The following is a 13,277-nucleotide window of genomic DNA, read 5'->3' as shown; positions in this document are numbered from 1 at the left end:
TTTATTGATAGGAGGGTAGGACAATGCAAGTTCACCAAGTGGAATTCTTAATTAGTGCGGTGCGCCCCGAACAATACCCGGAAGCCGATCGCCCAGAGATCGCCCTAGCTGGCCGGTCAAATGTAGGCAAGAGTTCCTTTATCAACACCATGGTCCGGCGGAAAAATATTGCACGGACCTCAAGTAAACCAGGAAAGACCCAACAATTAAACTATTATTCCGTTGAAGATAGTCTCTATTTTGTCGATGTGCCGGGCTATGGCTATGCCCGGGTGAGCAAGAGCGAAAAGAAAAAGTGGCAGGAGATGCTTGAGCGCTACTTCAGGACCCGGGCCAATTTAGTGTTAGCCCTCCTTTTGGTGGACTTCCGCCATGCACCAAGTAAGGAGGATATCCAAATGAAAGAATTCTTCGAAGCCTATGAGATTCCTTATTTTGTGATTGCTACTAAATCTGATAAGGTCAAACGGTCCCAGTGGAATAAGCACCTGGCTCAGATCAAAGAGAGCCTAGACCTGGTAACGGAAGACCAGATCTTACCTTTTTCTTCGAAGACTGCAGAGGCCAAGGATGAAGCCTGGGAGATTATCGAAGATGTCATTGCAGGAGCCTATGAGGACTAAGCCTTTTCTTGCAATTGGCTAGAACTTGAAGTATACTATACAATGCACAATCCTATGTCATTAAGAGGGTGACCCAGTGGCAAAAGTAATACCAAATGAAGTGGTCCAATCCATCAGAGAACAAGTTGACATCCTGGATATTGTCGGGGAATATGTGGACTTGCAGAAACGCGGGAAGAACTACTTTGGCAAGTGTCCTTTCCATGATGAACGGACGCCATCTTTTTCTGTTGAAGCAGACCAGCAATTTTTCAAGTGCTTTTCCTGTGGTCGGGGGGGCAATGTCTTTTCTTTTATGATGGATATTGAAGGCTGTTCTTTCCAGGAAGCGGTGGCTCTGGTTGCGCAGAAGGGCCACGCCAGTGTCGACTTTGACTTTGAAAGTACCACTAACCGTCAGCGAAGGCGATGGTCTGCTGATGAAGAGAACTTAATCGCCATACATGAAGCGGCCAAGGATTTCTACCATTATCTTTTGACGGTAACCCAGTATGGGCAGGAGGCCATGGCCTATTTAAAGGGCCGGGGCTTTAGCCGAGAAACCATTGACCGCTATCAGATTGGCCTTGCCCCTAAGGATGATCAGCTTTCTTACCAGCATTTGCGGACCAAGGAATTTTCGGATGAGGCCCTAATCGCTTCAGGAATCTTTATCCGGAGCGACTATGACCAAGAAATTCGCGACCGTTTTGCCGGTCGACTCATCTTTCCCCTCCGCGGTCCGGAAGGGGAGACCCTGGCTTTTTCTGGACGGATCTTGCCTGATGATTCGGGAGAAACAAGTAAGCAGGCCAAGTACCTGAACAGTCCGGAAACAGCTCTCTTCCAAAAGAGCCGCTTTCTCTTTAACCTGGACCTGGCTCGGCCAGAAATTCGGAGGGTCAAGGAAGTCATTCTTTTTGAAGGTTTTATGGATGTGATTAAGGCTAGTGAAGCAGGAATCAAGAATGGCCTGGCCTCAATGGGGACCAGCTTGACGTCCGCCCATATCCAAATGATACGCCGGCAGACGAAAGAGGTCTTACTGGCCTATGATGGGGATAAACCCGGGATTGAAGCGGCCTACCGTGCGCTTGACCACTTTGCTGAAGAAGCATCGGATGTCAAAGTTCAAGTTTGTGTCTTTCCCGATCAAATGGACCCGGATGAATATATCGAACACTATGGCAGTGAACAGTTTGGGCACTTTATTGTCAACCAGCGCCTGTCCATTATGCATTTCTACCGGTATTACTACCGCATGCACTATGATTTGGCGACTGACTCGGGTAAACTTCAATATATTGAAGCCATTATTCAACGGATTGCCCGCCTGGATACAGCCGTGGAGCAGGAGCTCTACCTCAAGGAGCTCAGCCAAGAGACCCAGCTGGCTGTAGATAGTCTCAAAGAGCAACTTCTCCAAGTTCAGCGTGACCTGCCTCAGCAAGGAGCTTCTCGGACGGACAATTCACCTCTTAGAGAAGGGGCAGATACTTCTTGGCAAAGCCTGTCTCGCCAGCCGGCCCAAGAGGCTTATAGTCCCTTAGAGATTAATGAAATGCACTTATTCAATCGTTTATTGAAGCAAGAGGATGCCTGGGTCATGCTCAAGGTAAAGTATCCAGATTTTCAGTTCCAGTCGGTTAAAATGCAGACGCTGTTCACTTTGTTGGAAGCCTACCGCCAGGACCAGGGAGAGAATTATTCCCCTCAGGCCTTCTACAACCGCTTATTAGACCAGGCAGACCAGGCTTTACTGGTAGATATTTATTGTTTGGATACACCAGAAGAAGTGACAGATATGGAAATTGAGGACTTGGTCTTTAATATCACGACTAAGACGGACCTGAAGTCCCAGTTAGCAGCGCTCAAAGATGAAATGGAGCAGGCTAAACTGACCAATGACCAAGCGCGGATTGGCGACTTAAACCTTAGACGGATTCAAATATTGAGACAGATGAAAAGATAGTAAATGGGGGAGATTTATTTGGCTAAAGCAGACGATAAAAAACCGAGTTTAAAGCAAGCAAGCAAGGCTTTAATTAATGAAAAACGCATCTTTGGTTCCATTCGCTATGATGAATTAAGCGACACCATTGCCCAACCCTACGGCCTAGATGACAAGCAAATCGATGATCTGATTGAACAATTCGAAGAAGCCGGGGTAGCCGTAGTGGATAACGACGGTGGCCCGACTAACCGCCAACTCCAACGGACCGCTGAAAAATCAGACGAAATCAAAGAAGAAGAAATTGATGACGAGACCATCGACGAAATTGTTGATAAGGATAAGAAGACCAATAAGAAAGCGGACAGCAAGAACGCCAAGGACAAAAAAGCTAAGGATAAGGAAGAAGAGGACGAAACCAGTATTCCAGCTAATGTCAAGATGAATGACCCTGTCCGCATGTACCTCAAGGAAATAGGTCGTGTTTCCCTTCTAACAGCTGATGAAGAAGTGGCCTTGGCCAAACGGATTGAAGAAGGAGATCCGATTGCCAAGCAAGAACTGGCCGAAGCCAACTTGCGTTTGGTGGTCTCTATTGCCAAGCGCTATGTAGGCCGGGGCATGTCTTTCCTTGACTTGATCCAAGAAGGAAATATGGGATTGATGAAGGCCGTTGAAAAGTTTGACTATACCAAGGGCTTCAAGTTCTCAACTTACGCGACTTGGTGGATCCGTCAAGCCATTACCCGGTCCATCGCTGACCAGGCCCGGACCATCCGGATCCCTGTCCACATGGTAGAAACCATTAACAAACTGGTCCGTATCCAACGGCAACTCCTCCAAGACTTGGGGCGCGAACCCACGCCAGAGGAAATTGGTGCCGAAATGGACCTGCCAACGGAAAAAGTCCGCAATATCATGAAGATTTCTCAAGAGACTGTTTCGCTTGAAACTCCAATTGGGGAAGAAGATGACTCCCACTTGGGCGACTTCATCGAAGATAATGAAGCGATGAGCCCAGAGGAATTTACTTCCCAAGAAATGCTGAAAGAACAGCTCAATGAAGTTTTAGATACCCTAACCGACCGGGAAGAAAATGTTCTTCGTTTACGCTTCGGTCTAGAAGATGGTCAATCCAAAACTTTAGAGCAAGTTGGTAAGCAGTTCGGTGTGACCCGGGAACGGATCCGTCAGATCGAAGCTAAGGCTCTGCGGAAGTTGCGCCATCCTTCCCGTTCTAAGCAATTGAAAGACTTCATGGAAGAATAAAGATTTCTTTGTTAATTATATTTGTGAGCATCCGTTTCGCTTTTAAATTTTGCCCTTGAACGTTTAGAGGATCAACAACGGCTGAAGCCGTCTTGTACTTTATCCGTAAGTCGCTTTGCTCCAACGGCTAAAGCATGGTACCGGTTCGGGCCAAGGTCCCTCACCTAGCGAGACTCCAACGGTCCGTACGGCTAAGGCCCAACTTCAACGCTTCAGTCCTGCTCAAAAATAAATGGTATAGATGATTTGATGCCTAGCAATTAATATTAAAAAATAGATAGCTACTATTATTAGAGAGGTCTGGCCTTGGCCGACCTCTCTTTTTAGCGGATAAGGTCTTGGATGCGGGGGTTGAGGGCCTGGCTGATATAGGTGTGGCCAGCAGGGCTGAAGTGGATGTGGTCGCTCACAAAGTAAGTGTGGGGAGCTTGTTCAAAGACTTCAGCAAAGCCTAGCAGTTCAGCTTGAGCCTGGACATTTTGTCTAGAAACTTGTCGAAAGTCGCGCAGACGTTCTTGTAAGCGGGGGTCTTCGAAGCCGGCGCTCACATCTAAACAGAGCATAAATTGGGGATTAAAGTGCTTGGTTAAGTGGTTACATAAGCGGTTAAAAATCTCCGGCCAATTTTCGAGATAAGCCTGCCAGCCGGCCTGATTTAATTGCCGGTGGAAATAAACGTCATTAATACCAGCCCCCAGGACTAGTCCATCGACACTTCCAATTTGCTCTAAATTTCGACTGAGGTCGGTCCATACATCTTTGATCTGGGCCCCCTTGTAGGCCTTGTTAATGGCCTGAAGGGGGAGCTGTTGGCTTTGCCAGACTTGGTCAAGTTGGGCGACAAAGCCTGAACCGAGGTCTTTTGAGCTTTTGGCTTGGTTGCGGCCCCCAGCCACTTGACTGTCACCGATAAATAGAATCTTATGCATATGATGCACCTCCATAGCTTTATTTTACCCTAAAATGCTGGCTTGGCAATTTTAGTATTTATTTTGAGCGGAATAAAAAATTGTATTTATAAAAAACGTATGTTAAAATTAAAAGGAATGACAGTTTCCGATGAGAAAGGGGAGAAAGTACATGTCAAAGATCGCAATTCTCTGCGATAGTTTAGCCTACCTGGATCCGGCTTTTAAAGAAGAACATGATATTTTTGTGGTTCCACTGTCTGTAACGTTTTCGGATGGGACTTACCGCGATATGGTAGATATTGATGATAAAAGCTTCTATGCGAAGGTGGAAGCTAGCGGGGAATTTCCGAAGTCATCCCAACCGAGTCCCGGCGCTTTTATGGAAGCCTTTGATGAGATCCAAGCCAAGGGGTATGACCAGGTGCTCGCTATTATGGTGACTCCTCGTGCGTCAGGAACTTTTGAAACTCTGAAGATGGCAGCTGCCCAAGAGGAAGATTTGGAGGTTTATCCTTTTAACTCTCAAATCGGACTTCAAGCTCAGGGCTATTATATTGAAGCAGCCGTTAAGGAGCGCGACCAAGGCCGGTCAGTTGAAGAAATTATCGCTAATCTCGATAAATTGCCCCCTTATAGTAAGCTCTATGTGATCTTAGACGATGTACGTTATGTGCTCAAGGGGGGACGTTTGGGCTCAGCGGCGACAGCCCTAGTGAACTTCCTCAAGATTAAACCGATTGTCAAGGTCGGCCAGGATCGTTTGGAACTATCTGCTCGTACCCGGAGTCTGAAGAAGGCTATCCAGCGGGTTGTTGAGAGCTTAGAAGAGGATGCAGCTAAGGGCTTGCCCCTGCGTGCGACGATTTCAGGACGCAAGGACTTTGAACCTTACCAGTCACTCAAGGCCATCGTTCAAGAGAAATTCCCCGATATGCGTTTAGATGAGGGCATTATTGGCCCCACGGTCGGTGTCCACAGCGGCCCCAATGCTTTTGCTTTGATGTGGAGCATTGATACCGATAAATTATCTTTAGATGACTTATAAAAGGCTTGAGGCTTGGTCGTTATGAGCCGGGCCTTTTTTGTTGAATGAATAAATGAGGAGAGGTGACACATGACGCAAGGTGTTGTAGTAACAGGCATGGCTGCCATCAGCCCTTTAGGAGAGAGCGTGGAAGAGAATTGGCAGCGGGTACGAGAGGGGCAGCATGGGCTGAAGACACTGGAAGCAGCTGGCATGACTTGCCCAAATTTAGGTGTCAAGGTCTGTGCCCCCCTTCCAGATCGCAGTCTCTATGCATCAACCAGTGGCGAGGAAGTCTATGCGATTTTGACCCGGGCTGCGGCTAAGGCCTGCTACCAGATGAGTGGCTTGCAGGTGGAAGACTTTGATCCTTACCGGGCCGGTTGTTACTTGGGCAATGGACTCGGTGGCTTGACTGCCATTGAAGGGGCCCTCAAAGGTCAAAGCAAAAGCCAAATCTTTCTTCAGAATCTGGCTGGACAGACCGCTATGAAATTAGCCCAAGACCTGTCCTTTAGGGGGCCAGCCCTAGCTATTGCGACGGCCTTTGCCTCCTCGAATTCAGCGGTCGGTGAAGCCTTCCGCGCCATCAAAAATGGCCACTTAGACTTAGCGATGGCAGGAGGAAGTGAGGCCTGCCTGAACCCTGCTGGTCTGACTTTCTTTGATAATTTAACGGCTCTTAGCCATCGATCAGATCCTAATCGGGCATCGATACCCTTTGACCGGGACCGGGACGGCTTTGTGATGGGGGAAGGGGCGGCCTTCCTGCTCTTAGAATCCTTAGAATCAGCCCAAGCCCGCCAAGCTCCTATCTATGGTGAAATTGTGGGCTATGGGGCGACCAGTGATGCCTATCACTTGACGGCTCCCGCTCCTCATGCCCAAGGACTCGGCCAGGCCATGGCCCAAGCTTTAGCTGAGGCACAAATCGATCCCACAGCGATTGATTATATTAACGCCCATGGGACCTCAACCCCAGCCAATGACGCGAGTGAAAGTGAAGCGATTAAGCAAGTATTTGGGGTCCATGCCCAAGAATTGGCCGTTTCCTCTACTAAGTCCTTTACCGGTCACTTGTTAGGGGCAGCGGGTGCCATTGAAGCTATTTTTACCTTGTGCGCCTTATCTGACCGCTTCCTACCTCCTACCCTAGGCTTGGAAAATCCAGACCAAGGACTAGACCTCGACTATGTGCCTAAGCAGGGACGGCCTGCTAACTTGCGCTATGCTTTAAGCAATAGTGCTGGCTTTGGGGGCCACAATGCGGTCCTCTGCTTTAAGAGAAATTAAGCTTAAAAAAGGGAAGAATCTTTTGCCTCTTTTGAAAATAAATGCTATAATAGAATTTGTCCTGGGAGCGGATGGGTTCTGGTGTTCCCTCTGGTCTTCAAAACCAGTATAAGGAGTTAGAAGCTTCTTGGGTGAGTTCGATTCTCACACGTTCCCGCCAAAGACTATTAACCCAGCTTAGTTCAACGCTGATGCGTCTTTTCTAAGCTGGTTTTCTTTTTACAGGACCGTACCAGCGACTTGGCTAGGATGGCACTTGACAGCTATCCCTTGGACGCGGTACAATATATCTTGTGAGTTCTCGGGGTAGCTCAGCTGGATAGAGCACCGGTCTTCTAAACCGTAGGTCGCGAGTTCGAATCTCGCTCTCGAGGTAGCATAAAAGCAGCAATTGTAGGCTTTAGGCCGCAATTGCTGCTTTTTCTTTTTGCTTTTATTTTGCTGATTATTATGAAAAGTAAGCAAAATTGTACACAAGATTTAAGGGATCCTTTATTTAGTAAATTTGTCTACTCTTTCTTAATCTTAGCTATTCCTAGATTGTTGACTAGCTCTCTTGGAAGTTTTAATAACCTTCCCGGTAGTAGTCACTATCTTGACCGTGGAGGGAAAAGATCGATTCCCGGCCGGCCAATTGCAGGGGCATTTGGGGATCGGAGAATAGGGTGACCAGGGCGGGTGGTAGTTTAGAGATTTTCACTTGTTCGGGTGAAATTTTCGTTACGATATCCTGACCGCGGCCTTCCATAATTTTCTTGCCAAATTGAGGGTCGATCAGGGTGCCGCGTCCGACAGCCGCTAGGTCAGCATAGTTGAGGGCATCAGCCGCTTTTTCTTCATTAGTAATACCGCCAACGACAATCAACTTGACTTCTTCGGGAAGGACTTGGCGGTAGAGCTGGGCATAGGTCAGGTCTTGACCTTCAGGCTTGTGCTTATAGTCCAGGTGAGAGACGTGGATATAGTCGAAGTCATAAGCTTTGCCTAGGTCTGCGACGAGGCGGGTAGAATCTTCATAGGTGTAGCCTACATTATCACCGTGGATTTCTTCTGGACTGATCCGGTAGCCAACAATGAAGTCTTTAGGAGCTTCCTGACGAACGACCTCGAAGACCTTGTCATTGACCGCACGGATAAAGCGCGTTCGATTCTCATAAGAGCCACCCCATTGGTCTGTCCGCTGGTTGGACCACTTGGAGAAGAATTGCTGGTGGAGGTAGTGGTTGGCCCCGTGGATTTCTACGCCGTCGAAGCCTGCTTGGATGGCCCGGCGTGTGGCGTCTCCAAAGGCCTCGATGACTTGGTAGATTTCTTCTTCAGTAATTTCTTCTACGGGGTAATCTAAGAAGGAGAAGTCGATAGCGCTAGGGGCGAGAGCACGTCCGCCATGGCGGGCAGGGAAGTTGGACTCCCGGCCAGAGTGGTTAATTTGGACCATGGCTTTGTTGCCCTTGGCCTTCAAAGCTTTGGCGATTTGGCTTAACCCCTCAATATGAGCATCAGTTTGGATGCCGAGCTGTTCTTTGTTGGCGGCCCAGGTGTGGGAAGGTCCACCGTCTTTGATGACATAGCAATATTCGACGATGACAAGGCTAGCGGATTCTGAGCGAGCTTGGTAGTAGTCGAGGGTGTCTTGGCTAACGAAGCCCTGGCTGAGGCCACTATTAGTGAGCATAGGGGGTTGGACAATCCGTCCTTTAATTTCAGCACCGTGGCGAAATTTGACGGTATCAGTAAGTTTTTTAGTCAAGCTGATCATCCTTTCATTTGGCTTGCAAGGACTAGTCTACCATTAATTAAAGTTTTTGAGGATAGAAATAAATAATAATAGCTATCCCTGCTAACTATTGCAGAGACTGATCGGATGAAGCTTCCATCATCTATCAATAAATCCTATAGATAGATCTTTGCTATTCCTTAAGAATCTTTATATAATGATAAGAGCTTATCCTGCCTCTTTTAGCATGGTCAGGATGAATAAAATAACAAGGAGTGGCAGATGATGCGAAAGAAATTGTTTTTATTGGTGGCGGTCTTCACCTTATTTCTAACGGCATGCGGGAATTCTTCTAAGGAAGCGACCCATGTTAAGTTAGGGGTAGTGGGCGATAAGAACGACCAATGGGAATATATCCAAAAGGAACTGAAGGACAAGGAAAATATTGATTTAGAATTGGTGAAATTTACCGATTATCGGGGCCCTATTGTAGCCTTAGAAGATGGCTCGATTGACCTGCACGCGGCCTTGACGGAAATTTTTATGGAAGAGGTCAATAAAGAAGGGGGCTACAGCAATACCACGATTGCTTATACGACCCTCAATCCCATGGGTGTCTTCTCAGAAAAGATTGATTCCCTTGATGACTTGCGAGATGGGGCAGTTGTTGCCCTGCCAAATGATGTGTCCAATGAAAGTCGGGCCCTCTTGCTCTTGCAGACAGCGGGTTTAATTAAATTGGATCCGGACAAGGGGCTGCTCCCTTCTATTAGTGATATTACCGAAAATCCTAAAAATTTAAACTTTAAATCTATGGCAGCTAATCAAACGGCTCGCTCACTGGGTGATGCGGACATTGCGCTAATCAATAACGATATGGCGTCTGATGCTGGCTTCGTGCCAACCCAAGATAGTATCTACTTAGAACCTGTAGCAGAGTCTTCCAAGCCCTATTACAATGTGATTGCAGCCCGTCAAGACGAGAAGGATAAAGACATCTACCAAACCATTGTGAAATATTATCAAACAGATGAGGTAGCCAAGATCATCGACGAGATGACTAATGGGTCTAGTATCCCGGTCTGGGACAAGGAACAATAGCCCCAGTTAATCTATTAAACTTCGCTTAAGAAAGCTCTGAAAAGGCTTTTTAAAGCGGAGTTTTGTGCTAAAATATAGGCAGAAAAAAATTAGATGGGACGGTAAAATCAGATGTGGAAAAAATTAGTGACTAGCTTAGGCCTCTTCAGTCTGACTTTCTTCTTATTTGCTTGTGGACGCTCCAACCAGTCATTGACCTTCTCTGGTGACCAGGCCAAGACCTCCTCGCAAACAGTCCAGGCCAGTCAGCAAACCTCCAATAAGCAGGCGGCTGACCAAGAAGAACCAGCGACCAGTGCTGAAGAGGGGGGAGAGAGCGCAGATCAGAGCTCAGCAGAAGATAAGCCGCAAGTGGCCAGTGCTAAGGACAAGGCGGCAGCGACCAGCCAGGACCAAGGCCTAGCTTCGAATACAGAATCAAACTTGGATTCGTCCAAGGACCTCCTGCCCAAGGTCTCAAGTCTGATCCATCAAGCCTCAGGGAATATCTATAACAATGAAGACTATTACTTCATGCCTAGCCTCTTAGAGGATGGGACTTTCCAAGTGGAAGTTCGCCGGCAGGCTCCTGAGAATATGCAGCAGTCTAACCTGGTGACTATCTACCGTTACCAACCTGATACAGGCCAGTTATTGCAACAAGATATTTTAAATAACACTTGGAATGATGTTACCCCATAAGTGTGTTAAAATATAACTTGCACACGGAGTCCTGCACTTCTTCGATAGTGCAGGATTTTTTATATGATTAATGAAAAGGGAGGCAAGCTGATGTTTGCAAAGTTCCAGCAGAAGTATTTGCCAGTCATTCAACGCAGCGTACAAGATGCTTATGTAGGAGGAAGTGCTGCAGAAATGTCCTACTATACCTTACTCGCCTTAATCCCTTTGCTCATCTTACTAGCAAATGTGATTCCGATTATTCCCATGGATACTGGTCAGGTGATCCAACTGATTACGGATTTCTTGCCTGACCAGGTGGCGCCTTTTATTATTCCGGTCCTCAAGCAATACCTGGGTAATGTAAATATGGGTGTAATTTCTCTGTCATCGATCGCCATTATTTGGTCGGGATCGACAGGTTTTACGAGTTTGCAGCGGGTGCTTAAACGGGTCTATGGGATCGACCACAAAAATAATATGATCTTTACCCGACTGATTTCCTTCTTTCTGGCTTTTGCCTTGGTCTTAGTGGTGGCTGTCTTTAGCCTCCTCTATATGTTTGGCGAAGCTTTCTTCCAACTCCTGGAGGCCCATATCAGCCTGCCTGAGCAATTAGTCCAGATCATTAGTGGCTTGCTCTCGGTCCAGGATCTCTGGTTGGTGCTGGCCCTCTTCTTATTCAATAGCTACCTCTACCAAGTGGTCCCTATGCCCGGCTGGCATATTAAGTATTCGCTGATTGGGGCCTCGGTATCGACTTTGATGATGTATTTGATCAGTACTTTATTTAGCTATTATGTGGATTATTTTGTCGGCCAATCCTTGACCTCCTCGACCATTGGCGTTTTTGTGGTTTTGATGATCTATATCTACCTCTTCTGTATATCGATTGTATCAGGGGCTCTGATCAATATTCTCTACTACCGCTTTGACCACCTCTCCGATTATTTAAGAGAGCAGCCAGCCTATATTAATCGCCGGTCAAGCACTTGGGAGGCGGCCGAAGAGAAAGAGATCGCATATGGCAACCTCAAACGAATGGACGCGCCGATTCGTTTCGAAGATAATTATTTTAGTGAAGTTGGTGATGAATAATGGATATGAAACGAAGCAAGTACCAGCGAGTCAAAAATCTAACCCAGACCCGCTATGATTTTCCTTTGCTTTTAACTCTTTTGGCCCTCATGCTTTATTCTATGATTACGGTCTTTTCGACGACCTACCTCCAGTATGAGGAGGCCTCCCTCCTACCGACCCTGATGCATGGGGCTTGGTTCTTGGTCGGTTTGGTCTTGGTTTACCTGATGATGCAATTGGACCGGAAGACCCTCTTCCGTTTAGCCCCCCTGGCTTATTTCTTTGGCCTCTTCCTCCTTATCTTGGTCTTGATCTTCTATGACCGCGGGCTGGCCCAGGCGAGTGGGGCCAGATCTTGGTTTTCAATTGGGGGATTGACCTTCCAGCCTTCCGAATTGATGAAACTTTTCTACATTATAATGATGGGACGTTTGGTGGATGATTACACCCGGGATTGTAACCGGATCGGCTATGATGCGATGGCAGTCCGCGACCAGGTAGGCTTAGACTGGCGCTTTCTTTTAAAACTCTTTGCTTGGTCCCTGCCGCCTATGCTCTTAGTGGTCTTGCAGAATGACTTCGGGACCATGCTCGTCTTTATGATGATTTTAGTTGGAATTATTTTTGTATCCGGGATTTCTTGGCACATTATCTTGCCAACTTTCCTGGTGATTACGCTTCTCTTCTTGATCTTACTCTTTTTAGTGGTTTACGATAGGGACCTGCTCTTGAATTTAGGCTTCCAGGATTACCAATTCTCCCGGATTGATTCCTGGCTCGCGCCCTTTGAGAATACGGCATCTGAATCCTACCAGCTCAGTCAGTCGATCAAGGCTGTGGGATCAGGGAAGATGTTCGGTAAGGGCCTAGGTAATTTTGAAGTCTATGTACCGGTACGAGAATCTGATATGATCTTTTCTTCTATTGCTGAGAACTTTGGCTTTATTGGTAGTTCACTCTTAATCCTGCTCTACTTTATCTTGATCTATTGCATGATCTCCGCTGCCTTTAAGACCAATGATAGCTTTTATGTGGCCATGGTAGCAGGGATTGTCACCCTCTTCGCCTTCCACATTATCGAAAATATCGGGATGACGATAGGGCTCTTACCGCTGACGGGGATTCCCTTACCCTTCATATCCCAGGGAGGATCGGCCCTGATTACCAATATGATGTGTGTGGGCCTAGTTGCCTCGATTCGCTACAATGAACGTCAAACAGAGAAAGACCACCAGCAGAATCTTGTTATTCGGCTGGCACGCAAATTAACAAAGGAGGCTAATCTTGAACGCTTTAGATTTATACGGACTGAAGAAGTGTAGCACCTGCCAAAAAGTCAGCAAGCAATTAGAAGCAGCTGGCTACGATATTAATTGGATCGATATCCGCCAGACGCCACCCCAAGCCGAACTCATCCGAGCGGCGGTCGACCAAGTCTGGCCCGATGTCAAAAAACTCTTTAACAGCTCGGGCCAAGCCTACCGCCAGTCGGGGCTTAAAGATAAGATTCCTGATATGTCTAAGGAAGATATCGTGACGACCCTGGCCAAAGATGGGATGTTAATCAAGCGCCCCTTCTTAACTGACGGGGACCATGTTTCAGCGGGTAGCCGCGAGCAAGCTCTCGCTCAATGGTTGGACCAGTAAATAAAATGATAGAAGCAGGAAA

Annotated in this window: 12 protein-coding genes and 2 tRNA genes; 12 read left to right on the top strand and 2 right to left on the bottom strand. The window is 47.2% G+C overall.

The genetic code is table 11. From position 1 onward, the window contains the following. Nucleotides 1–23 precede the first annotated feature (23 nt). The 3 genes from yihA (at nucleotide 24) to rpoD (ending at nucleotide 3,822) form a co-directional block, all read left to right on the top strand. Nucleotides 24–623 (top strand): ribosome biogenesis GTP-binding protein YihA/YsxC, encoded by a 600-nt coding sequence (gene yihA, locus QP339_RS01190; RefSeq protein ID WP_284910070.1) that lies wholly within the window; start codon nucleotides 24–26, stop codon nucleotides 621–623. A 76-nt stretch (nucleotides 624–699) separates the two neighbouring features. Next, on the top strand, nucleotides 700–2,574 hold the full coding sequence (gene dnaG, locus QP339_RS01185) for a DNA primase (protein ID WP_284910069.1): 1,875 nt from the start codon (nucleotides 700–702) through the stop codon (nucleotides 2,572–2,574). 18 nt (nucleotides 2,575–2,592) lie between these two features. Further along, a complete protein-coding gene (rpoD, locus tag QP339_RS01180; RefSeq protein WP_070620430.1) occupies nucleotides 2,593–3,822 on the top strand; it encodes an RNA polymerase sigma factor RpoD in 1,230 nt (409 codons plus the stop codon). A 323-nt stretch (nucleotides 3,823–4,145) separates the two neighbouring features. Here the strand turns inward: rpoD and QP339_RS01175 are convergent, their stop codons facing one another. Further along, nucleotides 4,146–4,751 carry an SGNH/GDSL hydrolase family protein gene (locus tag QP339_RS01175; protein ID WP_284910068.1) on the bottom strand — a complete coding sequence of 202 codons (606 nt, stop codon included), beginning with the start codon at nucleotides 4,749–4,751 and terminating at the stop codon, nucleotides 4,146–4,148. Between the two features lie 151 nt (nucleotides 4,752–4,902). On the opposite strand from QP339_RS01175, the gene QP339_RS01170 reads away from it, so the two are divergent. From QP339_RS01170 to QP339_RS01155, 4 genes are all read left to right on the top strand, one after another. After that, the gene (locus tag QP339_RS01170; RefSeq protein ID WP_070620362.1) at nucleotides 4,903–5,778 is read left to right on the top strand and encodes a DegV family protein; all 876 of its coding nucleotides are present in this window, start codon (nucleotides 4,903–4,905) and stop codon (nucleotides 5,776–5,778) included. Nucleotides 5,779–5,847: 69 nt separating this feature from the next. Next, nucleotides 5,848–7,050, top strand: a complete 1,203-nt coding sequence (locus tag QP339_RS01165) for a beta-ketoacyl-[acyl-carrier-protein] synthase family protein (protein ID WP_284910067.1) — start codon at nucleotides 5,848–5,850, stop codon at nucleotides 7,048–7,050. Nucleotides 7,051–7,113: 63 nt separating this feature from the next. Further along, a tRNA-Sec gene (locus QP339_RS01160) sits at nucleotides 7,114–7,210 on the top strand. A gap of 140 nt (nucleotides 7,211–7,350) precedes the next feature. Further along, nucleotides 7,351–7,424: transfer RNA gene (locus QP339_RS01155), tRNA-Arg, on the top strand. 191 nt (nucleotides 7,425–7,615) lie between these two features. On the opposite strand, the gene QP339_RS01150 is transcribed toward QP339_RS01155, so the two are convergent. Further along, on the bottom strand, nucleotides 7,616–8,800 hold the full coding sequence (locus QP339_RS01150; RefSeq protein WP_070620367.1) for an oxidoreductase: 1,185 nt from the start codon (nucleotides 8,798–8,800) through the stop codon (nucleotides 7,616–7,618). Nucleotides 8,801–9,052: 252 nt separating this feature from the next. Between QP339_RS01150 and QP339_RS01145 the strand changes: the two genes are divergently transcribed. The 5 genes from QP339_RS01145 to QP339_RS01125 all read left to right on the top strand — a co-directional run bounded on the left by QP339_RS01145 (nucleotide 9,053) and on the right by QP339_RS01125 (nucleotide 13,255). After that, a complete protein-coding gene (locus tag QP339_RS01145; protein WP_284910129.1) occupies nucleotides 9,053–9,868 on the top strand; it encodes a MetQ/NlpA family ABC transporter substrate-binding protein in 816 nt (271 codons plus the stop codon). A gap of 111 nt (nucleotides 9,869–9,979) precedes the next feature. Further along, nucleotides 9,980–10,549, top strand: coding sequence for a hypothetical protein (locus QP339_RS01140; protein WP_284910066.1), 570 nt, complete (start codon nucleotides 9,980–9,982; stop codon nucleotides 10,547–10,549). 90 nt (nucleotides 10,550–10,639) lie between these two features. Continuing rightward, nucleotides 10,640–11,626 (top strand): YihY/virulence factor BrkB family protein, encoded by a 987-nt coding sequence (locus QP339_RS01135; protein WP_284910065.1) that lies wholly within the window; start codon nucleotides 10,640–10,642, stop codon nucleotides 11,624–11,626. After that, the gene (locus QP339_RS01130) at nucleotides 11,626–12,930 is read left to right on the top strand and encodes an FtsW/RodA/SpoVE family cell cycle protein (protein ID WP_350225018.1); all 1,305 of its coding nucleotides are present in this window, start codon (nucleotides 11,626–11,628) and stop codon (nucleotides 12,928–12,930) included. The genes QP339_RS01135 and QP339_RS01130 overlap by 1 nt, the downstream gene beginning before the upstream one ends. Next, entirely contained in the window at nucleotides 12,893–13,255 is a 363-nt protein-coding gene (locus QP339_RS01125; protein ID WP_284910064.1) for an ArsC/Spx/MgsR family protein, read from the top strand. Before QP339_RS01130 ends, QP339_RS01125 begins: the two co-directional genes overlap by 38 nt. The last annotated feature ends 22 nt before the right edge of the window (nucleotides 13,256–13,277 follow it).

The sequence above is a fragment of the Aerococcus sp. UMB7834 genome (genome assembly GCF_030215145.1).
Classification (GTDB): Bacteria; Bacillota; Bacilli; order Lactobacillales; family Aerococcaceae; genus Aerococcus.
Note: the sequence above shows the minus strand (reverse complement) of the source record. Positions and strands in the feature narration are given on the sequence as shown.

Coding starts and splice junctions, on each gene's coding strand:
- QP339_RS01135 (WP_284910065.1), top strand. CDS start 10,640: ATGTTTGCAAAGTTCCAGCAGAAGTATTTGCCAGTCATTCAACGCAGC.
- QP339_RS01170 (WP_070620362.1), top strand. CDS start 4,903: ATGTCAAAGATCGCAATTCTCTGCGATAGTTTAGCCTACCTGGATCCG.
- QP339_RS01145 (WP_284910129.1), top strand. CDS start 9,053: ATGCGAAAGAAATTGTTTTTATTGGTGGCGGTCTTCACCTTATTTCTA.
- QP339_RS01140 (WP_284910066.1), top strand. CDS start 9,980: ATGTGGAAAAAATTAGTGACTAGCTTAGGCCTCTTCAGTCTGACTTTC.
- QP339_RS01130 (WP_350225018.1), top strand. CDS start 11,626: ATGGATATGAAACGAAGCAAGTACCAGCGAGTCAAAAATCTAACCCAG.
- QP339_RS01165 (WP_284910067.1), top strand. CDS start 5,848: ATGACGCAAGGTGTTGTAGTAACAGGCATGGCTGCCATCAGCCCTTTA.
- QP339_RS01175 (WP_284910068.1), bottom strand. CDS start 4,751: ATGCATAAGATTCTATTTATCGGTGACAGTCAAGTGGCTGGGGGCCGC.
- yihA (WP_284910070.1), top strand. CDS start 24: ATGCAAGTTCACCAAGTGGAATTCTTAATTAGTGCGGTGCGCCCCGAA.